The organism is Chromobacterium paludis (genome assembly GCF_008275125.1).
In the GTDB taxonomy this organism is placed as follows: domain Bacteria; phylum Pseudomonadota; class Gammaproteobacteria; order Burkholderiales; family Chromobacteriaceae; genus Chromobacterium; species Chromobacterium paludis.
Window position 1 is genome coordinate 423,845 of the sequence record NZ_CP043473.1, and the last position, 15,038, is coordinate 438,882.

A 15,038-nucleotide genomic window follows, 5' to 3' on the forward strand; every position below is an offset into this window, starting at 1 on the left:
CATGCGCAAGTTTTTGATCCTGCTGACCCTGTTGCTGGCTAGCGCCGCCGCGCTGGCCGCTGACCTGCCGTACGACGAGCAGGCCGACGCCAAGGCGGAATTGCAACAGACGCTGGCCGCAGCTCAGCAAAGCCATCATCCCGTGCTGTTGATTTTGGGCGCCAACTGGTGTCCAGACTGCCGCGCGCTGGACGCGGCCTTGAAGACGGGCAAGAACGCGGAGCTGATGGCGCGCGAATTCAAGGTGATGAAGGTGGATGTCGGCAATTTCGATCATAACCTGGACATCGACGCCGAATACGGCCATCCCATCGCCAAGGGCATACCGGCCGCCGTGGTGCTGTCGCCGGACAACAAGGTGATCTACGCCACCCGAGCCGGCGAACTGGCCGACGCGCGCCGCATGAGCGAAACCGGCATCTACGAGTTCTTCGAACGCGTGAGCCGTCAGGCTAAACCCTAACGTGGCCTGATAAAACAGGGCGTCATCCTGGGATGAGGATGACGCCCTGTTTTGCTATGGGTTCCAGCCCATCTTCCGCTTGATCGCATCATTCAGGATCATGGCCTCTGGCCAACCCGCGCTACGATGATGCTGAGCTTGTCGGGGAACCACGCTTCACGGGTTTTCAGCCAGCGTTCCAATTGACTAGGCCGGTCTGCCAGCTGGCCAGCACGATCAGGCCGAAGGCGATCCGATACCAGGCGAATACGGCGAAGCTGTGAGTGGAGATGAAACGCAGCAGCGCGCGGATGGCCAGAAAGGCGAAAACGAAAGAGGCGATGAAGCCTACGGCGAACACGCCGATGTCGTCCGCGCTCAGTGCCTCGCGCTGCTTGTACAGGCTATACAGCGAAGCCGCGCCCAGGGTGGGGATGCCGAGGAAGAAGGAAAACTCGGTCGCCGCCTTGCGAGACAGCCCCAGGAACAGGCCGCCGATGATGGTGGCGCCGGAGCGGCTGGTGCCCGGAATCAGCGCCAGACATTGGCACAGGCCCACTTTCAACGCGTCTTTCAGGCTCAGGTCGTCCACCGTATGCACGGTCACCTTATGTTCGCGTTTTTCCGCCCACAGGATGATCAGGCCGCCGACGATGAAGGCGATGGCGACGCAGACCGGGTTGAACAGCACGGCCTTGATCTGCTTGGAGAACAGCAGGCCGGCGATGGCGGCGGGGATGAAGGCGATGACGATGCCGAGCAGTAGATTGCGCTCGCCGCCGGGACGGACGGCGCCGGCCATGGTGCGGCCTATCTTGGCGCGGTATTCCCAGACCACGGCCAGCATGGCGCCCAGCTGGATGAAAATCTCGTAGACGTCTCGTTTTTCTTTATCGAGAAAGCCTAGCAGGTCTCCGGTCAGAATCAGGTGGCCGGTAGAGGAAATGGGGAGGAATTCGGTGATGCCTTCCACCAGTCCCATGATCAGGGAGTGGAACAACAGAATCGGGTCCATGGCGTGTCGGATGCGTGGGTTGTTATCGAGGTGGAGCGATTATAAAAGATAAAACGTCATATGGCTGACGGCTTGTTGCGGATGTCGTGGCATTACATGTGCAATAGTGCCAATACGATAGAGCCGCGCGTAAGGCGCGGCTCGTTTGGGCGGGAGGTGGACGGAGTCAGAGACGGAAGCGGGTGGCCACGCTTTGCAGATTGGCCGACAAGGCATTGAGCTGGCTGGATGTGGTGGCTAGCTCCTGTACCGTGGAGTTGTTCTCCTCGGCCATGCGCGACACTTTTTCCATGTCCTGCGCCAGGCTCAGGCTGGTGCTGCGCTGTTCGCTCAGGGCGCCGCTGATGCTGTGTATGGTGCGGATGATGGTATCGGCGCTGTTTTCAATCTCCTTCATCGACAGCGAGGCTTGCTCCGCAGTGCCGGATACGCCCTCCACGCAATCCAGGCTCTGGCCCATGCTGTGCACCACCTGGCCTACCCCCTGCTGGATGGAGCCTATCATCGTGGTGATTTCCTGCGCGGATGTGGTGGTGCGTTCCGCCAGCTTGCGCACTTCGTCCGCCACCACGGCGAAGCCGCGGCCGGTTTCTCCGGCGCGGGCGGCCTCGATGGCGGCGTTCAGGGCCAGCAGATTGGTCTGGTCCGCCACGTCGCGGATGACGGTCACGATATTGCCTATCTGTTGCACCTCGCGCGTCAGGCTGTTCATCTGTTTGGCCGTGTCATCCACCGATGTGGTGACGAAGCGGATCTTGCCTACGGATTCCAGTACTTCGCTGCCGCCGCGGTTGGCCAGCTGGCCCGCCGCCTGCGCCTGTTGCGACGCCTCGCTGGAATTGTCCGCCACTTGGTTGATGCTGACGGTCAGCTGCTCGATGGAGGCCGCGGCGGAGGAGGTGGCCTCGGCCTGGGTCTGGGCGCCCGACGCTACCTGCTGGGCCATGCCGGACAGCGCGCGCGCCGAGTCTGACACTTGATGCGCGTTGTCCTGGATGCTTTGCACCATCTGACGCAGCCCTTCCCGCATTTCCTGGATATCGCGGGCGATGCGCATCGCCTCGTCGCGGGCATGCGGAATCGGCTCATCGCTGCCCGAAAGATTGCCTTGTTTGATTTGGTGGACCAGGTCGGCGGATTTGCGCAGCGGCGCGGTGATCAGTTGGGAGATCAGCAGGGCGACGGCAACCGCTAGCAGCAGGGAGGCGAGCGCCGTGGACAAGAGGATGATCACCGCCTGCTGGCTGGAGTCATGCGCGATTACCAGGGAGTGCTGTAAGCGGCCCTGCTGCCGGTCGCGCAGGTTTTCCAGCGCGGCGATGTAGGCTTCATTGGCCGGGCCGAATTTGCCATCCAGAAATTCGCGCGCGGCATCCGCCTGCCGGGCGCGGATCAAGGCGTAAAGCGGGTCGAACAGCGGTCGCTGCAGGTCTTGGGCCGCCTGTACCTTGGCGAACAGCGCGCGGCCGGCCGGCAGGCGCAGGTAGGGCTCCATATTGACCATGTCGGTGCGCACGACTTCGCGCAGCGCGTCGATGCGGCGCAGATGTTGATCCTGGGTCTGCGGCGTGCTGGCTAGGATGGCCTCTCCCATTTCCCGGCCGATGGCCGTCAGGTTCAGGGCAATGCGGTTGGCGATGAGGATTTTCGGATAGCGGTCATCCTTGATCTGGGCCACATGGTCCTGGATTGTCTGCAGCTTGTTGTAGGCAATGAAGACGACGGTGCATAGCAACAGGATCAGCAGGGCGAATCCGCTTAGCAGCTTTTGTCTGACGGTGAACTGATGCAGCATGCCAGCCTCCTGAATCGAAAAAGAGTTTACATATCAATAGTTTTAGTCGAACCTCAGGCGTGGATTCATAAGGACAAATGCTTAGAAGGGCGGCGCGGCGGAGTGCCGCGCCGTGCGGCGGGCTAGCCTGGCAGGCGGGAGACGTAGTCGGCCACCTGGTCCAGCAAAGCCTGCTGCTCCAGGGATAGGCCGGCCTGTTTCAACTCGTCCATTTCGTGCAGAAACGCTGGCATGGCGGCGGCGCGCCTGGCTTGGCACCAGTGTTGCCAACGTTGCGTCTCATTGCGGGACAGGGTGTCCGGGAAATTGCGCGCGCGGTAGCGGAACAGCAGTTCGGCCAATTGCGGGTCTTCGAACAGGGCCATTTCTCCTGCCAGCTGGGGAGCGGACAGCCTGCGCATCTTTTGCAGCACCTTGCGGTCGTTGTTGGAGACGAAGCCGCCGTACAGGTTTTCGTCCACGTCTTGCGGCTCGTTCGCTTCACGCTGGTAGACCCTGCGCCATAGCGCGGACAGATCGGGCAAATCCCGCGCGGCCTCGGCGTGGCGGAACTGCGCCGCCAGATCCAGTCCCCAGCGCGTTGCCATTTCATCGCTGAGCACCTTGAGATTGGCAACGACGAATGGCGACTTATTGATATGGATGGTCTTGATCGGCAGCCGTTGCATGCCTTCCGGCAACGCTTCGGCGCGGCTGAACAGGCGCAGGCGGATGTCTTCGGCGGAGAGGCCGCGAAGCTCTGCCGGATCATGGGCCAGATCCCAGACGATGACTTCGTTGGCATTGGTAGGGTGGGCCGCCAGCGGCCAAACCAGGGCCAGGTTGCCGCGCTCCACGCCATACATGCCCGAGACGTGCAGCACCGGTTTGGGGTCATGCAAGGAGAGCTGCACCTTGACCGCGTCCTTCTTGCGCAGGCTCAGGTAATAATCGAACAGCTTGGGTTGTCTGTTGCGGATCAGGCGCGCCAGCGCGATGGTGGCGCGCACGTCGGACAAGGCGTCATGCGCGGCCTCGTGGGCCAGGCCATTGGCGGCGGACAGGTGTTCCAGCTTGAAGCTGACGCGGCCGTCCTCGTGTTGCGGCCAGACGATGCCGTCCGGCCGCAGCGCGTAGGTGGCGCGCACCAGGTCCAGCAGGTCCCAACGGCCGCAGTGATTTTGCCATTCGCGGGCGTAAGGATCGATCAAATTCCGCCAGAACAGGAAACGCGTGACTTCGTCGTCGAAGCGCAGCGAGTTGTAGCCGACGCCTATGGTGGCCGGGGTGGCCAGCTCGCGTTCTATCACGCCGGCGAACTCGTGTTCCGCCACGCCGTGTTCCAGGCAGCGCTGGGGCGTGATGCCGGTCAGCAGCGTGGCTTGCAACGTGGGCACGTAGTCGGGGGCGGGGCGGCAGTACAGCATGACCGGTTCGCCGATTTCATTGAGTTCGGCATCGGTGCGGATGCCGGCGAACTGCGACGGCCGGTCGCGGCGCGGCACGGCGCCGAAGGTTTCGTAGTCGTGCCAGAAAAAAGTGTGTTGGGACATGGGGCTGAGCGGGGAGGTCGATGCGCGCTATTGTCGCATCGACCCGGCCTGTCGGGCCAGCCGCGCCTTATTCCAGCCAGGCGGGCTTGCGCATGTCGATCAGCGCTTGTATGCCTTCCCGGCCTTCGTCGCTCATGCGCACGGTCAGGCTGTGTTCGATGCAGCGCTGTATCACCTGAGGGGTGATGTCCAGATGGCCGATTTCGCCCACCAGATGCTTGGCGGCGCGCATGGCGGAAGGGCCGTTCAGCAGCAGCTGTCCCTGCATGTGCTGGACGGCGGCGTTCAGTTCGTCGTTTTCCACCACCTGATGGAGCAAGCCCAGCCGTTTGGCCTTGCCGGCGTTGAAGCGCTCGGCGGTGATGCTGTAGCGGCGCGTGGCGCGCTCGCCGATGGAGCGGATCATATAGGGCATGGCCAATGCCGGAATCTGGCCGAAGCGGACGTCGGACAGGCTGAACAGCGCTTCCGATACGCCGATGGCGATGTCGCAACAGGAGACCAGGGCCATGCCCAGGCCGAAGGCGGAGCCTTGCACCCGCGCCAACGTCGGCTTGGGCAGGGTGTCCAGCGTGTGCAGCAGGCGCGCGTTTTGCTGGGCGAAGCGGTTGAGCTCATTGGCGGAGAAGTGGGAAAGGCGGCGCAGCCAGTCCGGATCGTAGCCGGCGGAAAAGCTGATGCCGCTGCCGGTCAGCACCACGGCGCGCACGGTGTTGTCTTCCGCCAGGGTCTCCAGCATGGCGGCCAGCAGGCTGATGGCTTCGTCGTCCAGCGCATTGTGCAGGTCGGGGCGGTTCAGCGTCACCGTGGCGACGCCCTGTTTGTCAACGTTCAACAGCACGGCTTCAGCGTTCATCGCGTATCCCCTTGATTCGTGGCCGTTTCAGCGCGAGCCGAAACGGATGATGCCGCGCGCAAAGGCCTCGGCGGATTCGATATGCAGCACATGGCCGGCGTCGGGCAGGACTTCCAACTCGGCGCCGGGAATCAGCTCATGCAGCAGACGAGCCTGGTATAGCGGCGTCAGGCGGTCTTCGTCTCCGACCAGGATATGGACGGGGAGTTGCAGCTGCGGCAGCCAGGTGCGGGCGTCGTGCAGCTTGACGCCTTCGATCAGCCTGACCACCGCGTCCCAGTCCACCAGGCTGGCCAGCATTTTCAGGTCGTCCAGCATCGCCGCGTTGGCGGCCAGGAAGCGGCTGGAGAACAACCAGGGAATGCTGACCTGGTAGCGCAGGTCCAGTCCGCCCTGCTCGTGGGCGGCGATCCAGCTGTCGCCGATATGGTGGTTCACGCTATCGGCCCAGGCCAGGGTGCCGGCCAGCATCAGGCGCGACAGGCGCCCGGGATGGCGATGCGCCAGGTGCTGGGCCACCATGCCGCCGTAAGACAAACCTACCACGTAAGCCTGGTCTATGCCCAGCCAGTCCAGCAGCCCGCAGGCCAGATCGGCTTGTTCGCCCAGTTGGTAAAGCGCCGCGTCGGGGTGGTCCGTCTGGCCCTGGCCCAAAAAATCCAGGCGCAGCAAGCGGAAGTGCTGCTCCAGCGCCGGCTGCATCAGTGTCCAGCCTACGGTGGACATGGTGATGCCGTTCAACAGCAACAGCGGCTGCGCGCCTTGTCCGCTCTCCTCGTAATAGGCCCGGTGTCCGGCGATCTGGGCGTAAGGCATGGCAGGCTCCTGTGGCTGACGGTTGCACTTTCATTTTAGAACTGCGAGACGCTGACTGAATAGCGTCATCATGCAAATGGATTATGTAATCGAAGTGACATTATTTTGTTTTAGATTAACGAGGATTAAGGAAATCCATCTGTTTAAGAAAATCATGCAAACTTGCGTCGAGCCGGTCCTGCAAGAAGGGCTGGCGGGCTGGTGCCACGAGCTGGAAGAAATCATCGGCCAGCGCAGGCTGCAGCCGGTGTTCCAGCCGATTGTCGATCTGGAGTCCGGGACCATTCTGGGGTACGAGGGCCTGATCCGCGGCCCATCCGACAGCATGCTGCACTCTCCCATGATGCTGTTCGAGGCGGCCGAGCGCTGCCAGATGCTGCTGGCGCTGGATCAGGCCTGCCTGCGCGCCTGCGCCGAACGCTTCGCCGAATTGGGCCTGCCTGGGCTGCTGTTCGTGAATACCAGCCCGGAAACCCTGCTGGTGCAGGGCTCGCGCCCCGCCTCCATTCTGTCCTTTTTTCATCAGATCGGGCTTGATACCCAGCGCATCATTCTGGAACTGACCGAGACGCGTCCCAACGGCGGCTACCTGGCCCTGCGCGAGGTGACCAACGGCTGCCGCCAGGGTGGCCTGCGCATCGCGCTGGATGATTTGGGCGAAGGATTTTCCAATCTACGTCTGTGGTCCGAGCTGCGGCCCGATTTCGTCAAGCTGGACAAGCACTTCGTGCAGAACATCCACCTGGATCCGCTGAAGGAGCAGTTCGTCCGTTCCATGGTGGACATTTCGCGCCAGTCCGGCGCGCTCTTGGTGGCGGAAGGCATAGAGTCCGCGGCGGAGCTGCGCACCCTGTGCCGGTTGGGCGTGCGTTACGGCCAGGGTTATCTGTTGGCGCGGCCGCAGGCCAGCCCGGTGCTGGAGCTGCCGCTGCAGCACGATACATTGCCTTGGGCCGGCGGCCGCCGCCAGGGCCTGCGCATCCAGCCGCTGGCGCGCGACCTGCTGATGGAGGTGGCGCCGATGGAGTCGCGCGTGCCCAACGAAGCCGCCTACCGCCGCTTTGCCGACCATCCGGACTGTTTCGCCATTCCGGTGGTGGAGGATGGCGTGCCGGTGGGCCTGCTGCGTCGCCATCACTTGCTGGAAAGCTTCGCCAAGCCTTTCAACCGCGAGCTGTATGGCAAGAAGCCCTGCCACCTGATGATGGACAAGCAACCGCTGGTGGTGAACGCCGACATCAATGTGCAGGAACTGTCCAGCCTGGTGGTGGCGGCGGAACAGCGCTACCTGGTGGATGGCTTCATCATCACCGAAAACGGGCGTTATCTGGGCATGGGCACCGGCTTTGCGCTGATGCGCAAGATCACCGAGCTGCAATTGTCCGCCGCGCGTTACGCCAACCCGCTGACCGGTCTGCCTGGCAATGTGCCGATCAACGAGACGATAGATCGCTTGCTGGGCATGCAGACGCCGTTTGTGGTGGCCTATGCCGACCTGGACCATTTCAAGCCGTTTAACGATTTATACGGCTACGCCGCCGGCGACAACCTGATTGAACTGGTGGCGCAGCTGCTGCTGGAGCACGCCGACCCGGCGCGCGATTTCGTCGGCCATGTCGGCGGGGACGACTTTGTGGTGCTGATGCAGTCTGAAGACTGGGAGGACAGGCTGCGCCGCATGCTGGCGGCGTTTGGCGAGCAGGCCGCGCCGCATTTCTCCGAGTCGCATCGCGCCGCCGGCGGTTTCGAAGTGGTGACCCGCTGCGGCGAAACCAGCTTTCTGACTTTGACCACACTGTCGCTGGGCGTGGTCAAGGTCAGGCCTAGCCAGTATCTGAGCCACCACGAGATCGGCGCGGTAACCGCCGACGCCAAGAAACAGGCCAAGAAGATTCCGGGCAATAGCCTGTTTGTCGAACGCCGGCAGCCGGCCAAGGCGGAGCACGACGATCGCCCGCAGGCTGCCGCGCAGCCGGAGTGACGCCTTTTCCACTGACGCCATGACCCGTATCCGACTGGTCTGCGGCTTGTAAGCGACAAGCCGCAGCCGGCGCCACCCGCGGTCTTGCTGTCGCTCTTGTCAAATTTATTAAACGTGGCATAGGCTGTGCCAAAAGCTGCGCAAGCCGACGCAGCGAGACAAGAGGAGACACCATGGCAGGCTTTGCTGTCCTATCCGCGTCATCGCGGCTGTCTGCACCTTCCCGCTCGGGCTATTCTTCGTTTAATCTTTTCGTGCAGCGCGCTGCCTGGGGCCTCGTGCAGGCAGTCCGTCGCTAAGCGGGTTTCATCCCGGGGGAGGCCGCTCAGGGCTTCCCTCTTCATCGCAGCATGCGCTCAACACAAGCGGCGCCGAGCCGGAGGGAGTCAGATCATGTCGGAAGCCATCGTGGCCACTCAACAAGTAGCAGCCATGCCCGCGCGCGGCGCGGCCAGCGTGACCGCCGCCGCGGACGCGGCCTATCTGCGGATATCAGGGGTGGTGAAGAAGTTCGGCGACCACCTGGCGGTGGACCATATCGACCTGGACATTCGCCGGAACGAAATCTTCGCCCTGCTGGGCAGCTCCGGCTGCGGCAAGTCCACTCTGCTGCGCATGCTTGCCGGCATGGAAACGCCCACATCCGGCCGCATCATCCTGGACGGGCAGGACATGCAGGGCCTGCGGCCTTACGAGCGGCCGGTCAATATGATGTTCCAGAACTACGCGCTGTTTCCGCACATGACGGTGGAGCAGAACGTGGCTTTTGGCCTGAAGCAGGATGGCGTGCCCCGGGACGAGATCGCGGAGCGGGTGGCCAAGATGCTGGACCTGGTGCAGATGCGCAAGTACGCCGGCCGCAAGCCGCACCAGCTGTCCGGCGGCCAGCAGCAGCGCGTGGCCCTGGCGCGCAGCCTGGTGAAGCGTCCCAAGCTGCTGTTGCTGGACGAACCGCTGGGCGCGCTGGACAAGAAGCTCAGGCAGCAGACGCAGCTGGAGCTGGTCAACACCATCGAGGCGGTGGGCGTGACCTGCATCATGGTGACGCACGATCAGGAAGAGGCCATGACCATGTCCAGCCGCATCGGCATCATGAGCGAGGGCAAGCTGCTGCAGGTGGGCACGCCGACCGAGATCTACGAATACCCGAACTGCCGCTTCACCGCCGAATTCATCGGCGAGACCAATATGTTCGAGGGCGCGGTGGTGGTGGATGAGCCGGACCTGGTGGAAATCAACTCGCAGGAATTGGGCGGCATGATCCGCATCGACCACGGCATCACCGGGCCCAAAGGCATGCATGTCTGGGCCAGCGTGCGGCCGGAAGACGTGCGGCTGGACAAGCAGGCGCTGCCGCCGGGCCCCAACCGCGCCGCCGGCACGGTGCAGGACATCGCTTACCTGGGCAGTTACTCCGTCTATCACGTGAAACTGGCCAGCGGCAAGATCGTCAAATCCGTGGTGCCGTCGTCGCGCTGGTTCGACGCCAACGAGACCGCCCCCACCTGGGACGAGCCGGTTTATGTCAGCTGGCGTTCCGACACTCCCGTCGTCTTGACCATGTAAGCGTTTCAGGCCCATCCCAGGGCCTTTTATCCATGAGGGGACCTTATGCTGCGCTTTGCCCATCAGCCGCATCCGCCGTCGTATTACGCCGCCACCGCCCACGCCTGGGACCCGCGCCCTCCCTTGCGCGGCGAGGCGCGTTGCGACGTGTGCGTGGTGGGCGGCGGGCTGGCCGGCCTGTCGGCGGCGCTGAACCTGCGCGAGAAGGGCTTTTCGGTGATCCTGCTGGAAGGCTCGCAAGTGGGCTTCGGCGCTTCCGGCCGCAACGGCGGCCAGGTGATCGCCGGCTTCGCCAGCGATATAGACGGCCTGCGCGCCCAGCTGGGCGACGAGGCCGCCAAGGCCCTATGGGACATGTCGGTGGAGGCGGTGGACATCATAGACGAGCGGGTGCGCAAGCATGACATCCGCTGCGACTGGCAGCGCGGCTACGTCAGCGTGGCGGTCAAGCCCCGCCACCTGCAAGACCTGGAGGACTGGCAGCGCGAGGCCGAGCAGCGCTACGGCTACGGCGGCCAGCAGCTGTGGGGCCGCGCCGAGTTGCGCGAAAAAGTGAATAGCGAGCGCTATGTCGGCGGCCTGTTCGACCCGCGCTCCGGCCATCTGCATCCCTTGAACTACACGCTGGGTTTGGCCCGGGCGGCGCTGGCGGCCGGCGTGGACATTTACGAGCAGTCTCCGGCCACGCGGCTGGAGCAGGGCGCGGCGCCCAAGGTCCATACCGAGCAGGGCGTGGTGTCTTGCAGCCAAGTGGTGCTGGCCTGCAATTCCTACATCGGCGCGCTGGTGCCGGCGCTGGAGCGGCGCATCATGCCGGCCGGCACCTATGTCATCGCCACCGAGCCCTTGGGCGAGGCGCGCGCCCGCGCGCTGATCGCCGACAATATGGCGGTGTGCGACACCAATTTCGTGCTGGATTACTACCGCTTGTCGGCCGACCACCGGCTGCTGTTCGGCGGCAAGGTCAGCTACTCCGGCCGCGAGCCGCGCGACCTGGCCGGCGCCATGCGCGCCGACATGCTGCGGGTGTTTCCGCAGCTGGCGGACGCGCGCATCGACTACGCCTGGGGCGGCTTCTGCGACATCACCGTCAACCGCGCGCCGGACTTTGGCCGCTTGTCCGGCAATGTCTATTACCTGCAGGGCTTCTCCGGCCACGGCGTCAACATCACCGGCCTGGCCGGCAAGGTGGTGGCCGAGGCGATCGCCGGCACCTCGTCGCGGCTGGATCTGTTCGCCAAGATCAAGCACCGCGACTTCCCCGGCGGCAAGCTCTTGCGCACCCCGGCGCTGGTGTTGGGGATGGCTTACTACCGGATGCGGGATTATCTGTAATGATTGGACAGTTTAGAGGGGGGCGTGTCAAGTTGACTGAAATTTGTCCGATATAGTTATCTAAAAGCTGATGATGTAAATCAATGAATGCATGGACTGTTGCGCATAGATGTCAAGTTGTTTGATGGATGTTTGCATTTTGCATGGTGGATTTTAAATGGTGAAAATGTTCATACTTTAACTGCCCTCCTACTTTTTGCGCGATACGGCCATATTTTTCTACTTATGGGCTGAAGTGGAAATACTCCCGCCTAGTAAAATCCTGTTGTGAGGTAATGTGCAATGAAAGTTTTGTTGATCACTCCATATTTGGATGCTCCCCAAGAACGTCGCACCGATTTTCTTCCTTCAGGAGCATTGTTATGCTTGGCGGCTGTGCTTAGAGAGGCTGGGCATGAACCTAAGCTTCTTGATTTAAATAATAGGCGCGTGCATGAGCAAGAGGAACCACATCAATACTGTTTAGATCAAATCGCTAGCGCAATTTCACAATTTGACCCTGGTTTGGTTGCTATATCATTTCTATTTTCCGGCTTCATGACTACGGCCTGGAGTTATGCGGCTGAGGTTAAAAAAGTTGCTCCCCATTTGCCTGTGGTAACTGGAGGCATTCATGCGACTACTTATCCAAGGGAAATTCTTAGAAACTGCCCTGAGTTTGACTATATTGCGCTTGGCGAGGGTGAGCCTCAGATGGTTGAATTGGCTAATCGCATTGCAATGAATGACCTTGTGGATTTGTCAAAAATAAAATCATTCGCATATCGAGATGCTAATGGTGTGATAAGAGTAAATGAAGAAAGAGAGTGGATAGATTACGAGAATCTTCCAATGCAGGCATGGGATTTGGTCGATTTTACAGACTTTGAGATGGATTTGACTGGGTATTCAAATTTCAAAGGGCATGTTTTGAAGAACGTTGTTCCAGTAATTTCAGAGCGAGGCTGCCCGTTTAGATGCAATTTCTGCGATATGTATATGGTGCAGGGGAGGAAACTGCGGCGTCGCTCGCCAAAGCGGTTTGTGGATGAGTTGGAGTATTTGGTAAATGAAAAAGGTCAGAGATTCTTCACGTTTATGGATGATAATCTGACAATAGATAATAAGCATATTTTGGGGATTTGCCAAGAAATCATTCGCCGGGGTTTGGATATTCAATTTACTACGTCCGGTGGGCTTGGCATGAACAGTCTGCGAGGCGATGTTATCGATGCGATGGTTGAGGCTGGAATGACTTCTGCTCTATTGGCTCCTGAGCACGGATCAGATTATATCCGTAATGATGTAATAAAAAAAGGGTTGAAGCGCGATACTATTTATCAAGTGGTTTCTGATTTGAAGAAGCATCGAGTAAGTTTGGCTGGTAACTGGATTATGGGATTTCCTGAAGATACAAATGAAACCTTGCAGGAAACTATGGATATGATTGATGAGCTGCAACTGGATAGAAACTGGGTGGGGACCTTAATTCCCTTCCCAGGAACACCGGTTTTTGATCAGTGTCTACGTGATGATTTATTTATTGGTGGAGTGGATGTGCAAAATCTGTGGAAAAAGCCAGTGCGGGCACATCAAGATGGCAGTGTAATAAAGCCATATAATATGTCTCTCGACGATTTAAGAGAGTGGAGAACACGCTTCATTGATGTGCGCTTCAAATATATGCGTGCCTTATGATTTCCATCAACAGGCTTGCATGGCTCACTGCCCGCGCATGAACAGCTTGTCCAGATCGCGCATGGTCAGCCGGGTCCAGGTGGGGCGGCCGTGGTTGCACTGGCCGGAGCGCTCTGTGGCTTCCATGTCGCGCAGCAGCGCGTTCATTTCCGGCAGGGTCAGCTGGCGGTTGGCGCGCACCGCGCCGTGGCAGGCCATGGTGGCCAATAGCTCGTTGCGGCGCTCGGTCAGCACCTGGGTCAGGCCGAATTCGCGCACGTCTTTCAGTACCGCGCGCGCCAGTTCCACCGGATCGCCGTCCTTCAGCCATACCGGCACGCCGCGCACGGCGATCTGGGTGGGTGACAGTGGAGCCAGCTCCACGCCCAGCTTTTTCATGTCCTCGCCGTGCTCGTGGGCGGTGGCCACTTCCATGCGGTCGGCGGCGAACGATACCGGCAGCAGCAAGGGCTGCAGCGGGATGGTGTCGGTCTCCAGCGCGGTTTTCAGCCGCTCGTAGACGATACGCTCATGGGCGGCATGCATGTCCACCAGGATCAAACCTTCGGCGCATTGGCTGAGAATGTAGACGCCGTGCAGCTGGGCCAGCGCGAAGCCCAGCGGCGGGATGCCGTTTTCGTCGTGGGCCGGCATGGCCAGCACGGCGGGGTGGGGCAGGGCGGGGGTGGTTGCCGGCGCTTGCGGCGAGCCTGCCTCTGGTTCGGCCTGCGCGCGCTCTTCCTCGCGCAGGCCGCCGAACAGCTTGTCGTAGACGCCCACCGCTTCGCGCGCCACGTTCAGCGGGATGGACTGCTGTTGGTAGCGGAAGGCTTGCGGCGCGGGCGAGTGGAACGATGCCGGACGAGGCGCCGCGGCGGGCGCGGCGCTCGCGAACAGCGAGGCCGATTCGCCGCGGCTCAGCCCGATTGCCGTGTCTGGCGTTGTCGACTCGGCTGAGCCGCCCACTTGCACTGTCGGCGCGGCGCCGGCAGTGGTGCCGGCCAGCGCCTTGTGCACGCTGTGGAACAGGAACTGGTGCACAGCCTGGCTTTCCCTGAAGCGCACTTCGATCTTGGTCGGGTGCACATTGACGTCCACGCCGGACGGCTCCAGGGTGAAGAATAGCGCGTAAGCCGGATGGCGGTCGTGGTGCAGCACGTCGCGATAAGCCTGGCGCAGCGCGTGCTGGGCGGTCTTGTCGCGCACGAAGCGGCCGTTGACGTAGAAATACTGGGCGTCGCGGCTGGCCTTGGAGTAAGTGGGCGAGGCGACGAAGCCGCTCAGCGCCAGCGGGCCGGCCTGGCTGTCCAGCGCGATGGCGGCGGCGACGAAGTCCTTGCCCAACAGTGCGGCCACGCGGTCCGCCGCGCTTTGCGCCGGCAGCCGCCATGCCACTTTGCCGTTGTGGCGCAGCAGGAATTCCACCTCCGGATGCGCCAGCGCGATGCGCTCGAAGGTGGCCGCGCAGTGCGCGTATTCGGTGTTCTCGCTTTTCAGGAATTTGCGCCGCGCCGGGGTGTTGAAATACAGGTCCACCACTTCCACGCTGGTGCCGTGCGGGTGCGCGGCCGGCTCCACCGGGTGCAGCGTGCCGTCTATGGCGATGATCTGGTGGGCGTGCTCGGCGTCCTGCGGCCGGCTGGTCAAAGTCAGCCGGGAGACTGACGCCACGCTGGCCAATCCTTCGCCGCGGAAGCCCAGCGTGGCCACCGACTCCAGATCGTCCAGCGAGGCGATCTTGCTGGTGGCGTGGCGGTCCAGCGCCAGAGGCAGGTCATCGGCCGCGATGCCGCCCCCGTTGTCCGTCACCCGGATCAGCTTGATGCCGCCCTGGGCCAGGTCCACGCTGACCCGCGTCGCGCCGGCGTCCAGGCTGTTTTCCAGCATTTCCTTCAGCGCGGAGGCGGGGCGTTCCACCACTTCGCCTGCGGCGATCTGATTGACGAGGTGGTCGGGGAGCTTCTGGATGCGTGTCATGGGCGGCGTCGCGGTGGTATCAAAAAACGAAAGGCCGCGCGAGGGCGGCCTTGTCGATTCTACTACG

At 61.9% G+C, this 15,038-nt stretch carries 11 protein-coding genes; 5 read left to right on the forward strand and 6 right to left on the reverse strand.

Features of this window, described 5'->3' with window-relative positions; translation table 11 throughout:
• Nucleotide 1 precedes the first annotated feature (1 nt).
• Entirely contained in the window at nucleotides 2-463 is a 462-nt protein-coding gene (locus tag FYK34_RS02035; protein WP_149294826.1) for a thioredoxin family protein, read from the forward strand.
• 166 nt (nucleotides 464-629) lie between these two features.
• Here FYK34_RS02035 and FYK34_RS02040 read toward each other — a convergent pair whose 3' ends face one another.
• From FYK34_RS02040 to FYK34_RS02060, 5 genes are all read right to left on the reverse strand, one after another.
• Complete coding sequence (locus tag FYK34_RS02040) at nucleotides 630-1,457, reverse strand: undecaprenyl-diphosphate phosphatase (RefSeq protein WP_149294827.1); 828 nt, start codon at nucleotides 1,455-1,457, stop codon at nucleotides 630-632.
• Nucleotides 1,458-1,623: 166 nt separating this feature from the next.
• Nucleotides 1,624-3,252 (reverse strand): methyl-accepting chemotaxis protein, encoded by a 1,629-nt coding sequence (locus FYK34_RS02045; RefSeq protein WP_149294828.1) that lies wholly within the window; start codon nucleotides 3,250-3,252, stop codon nucleotides 1,624-1,626.
• Nucleotides 3,253-3,374: 122 nt separating this feature from the next.
• Nucleotides 3,375-4,784 carry an exodeoxyribonuclease I gene (sbcB, locus tag FYK34_RS02050; RefSeq protein WP_149294829.1) on the reverse strand — a complete coding sequence of 470 codons (1,410 nt, stop codon included), beginning with the start codon at nucleotides 4,782-4,784 and terminating at the stop codon, nucleotides 3,375-3,377.
• A 67-nt stretch (nucleotides 4,785-4,851) separates the two neighbouring features.
• Nucleotides 4,852-5,640, reverse strand: coding sequence for an enoyl-CoA hydratase-related protein (locus tag FYK34_RS02055; RefSeq protein WP_149294830.1), 789 nt, complete (start codon nucleotides 5,638-5,640; stop codon nucleotides 4,852-4,854).
• A 27-nt stretch (nucleotides 5,641-5,667) separates the two neighbouring features.
• Entirely contained in the window at nucleotides 5,668-6,456 is a 789-nt protein-coding gene (locus tag FYK34_RS02060; protein ID WP_149294831.1) for an alpha/beta fold hydrolase, read from the reverse strand.
• A 154-nt stretch (nucleotides 6,457-6,610) separates the two neighbouring features.
• Here FYK34_RS02060 and FYK34_RS02065 point away from each other — a divergent pair, with 154 nt between their 5' ends.
• The 4 genes from FYK34_RS02065 (at nucleotide 6,611) to FYK34_RS02080 (ending at nucleotide 13,015) form a co-directional block, all read left to right on the forward strand.
• Nucleotides 6,611-8,437: a GGDEF domain-containing protein gene (locus FYK34_RS02065; protein ID WP_149294832.1), complete on the forward strand. Its 1,827-nt coding sequence runs from the start codon at nucleotides 6,611-6,613 to the stop codon at nucleotides 8,435-8,437.
• Nucleotides 8,438-8,869: 432 nt separating this feature from the next.
• Entirely contained in the window at nucleotides 8,870-10,003 is a 1,134-nt protein-coding gene (locus tag FYK34_RS02070) for an ABC transporter ATP-binding protein (RefSeq protein WP_149299702.1), read from the forward strand.
• A 45-nt stretch (nucleotides 10,004-10,048) separates the two neighbouring features.
• A complete protein-coding gene (locus FYK34_RS02075) occupies nucleotides 10,049-11,338 on the forward strand; it encodes an NAD(P)/FAD-dependent oxidoreductase (protein ID WP_149294833.1) in 1,290 nt (429 codons plus the stop codon).
• Between the two features lie 282 nt (nucleotides 11,339-11,620).
• Nucleotides 11,621-13,015, forward strand: a complete 1,395-nt coding sequence (locus FYK34_RS02080; protein WP_149294834.1) for a B12-binding domain-containing radical SAM protein — start codon at nucleotides 11,621-11,623, stop codon at nucleotides 13,013-13,015.
• 24 nt (nucleotides 13,016-13,039) lie between these two features.
• Here the strand turns inward: FYK34_RS02080 and mutL are convergent, their stop codons facing one another.
• A complete protein-coding gene (mutL, locus tag FYK34_RS02085; RefSeq protein WP_149294835.1) occupies nucleotides 13,040-14,971 on the reverse strand; it encodes a DNA mismatch repair endonuclease MutL in 1,932 nt (643 codons plus the stop codon).
• Nucleotides 14,972-15,038: the final 67 nt, after the last annotated feature.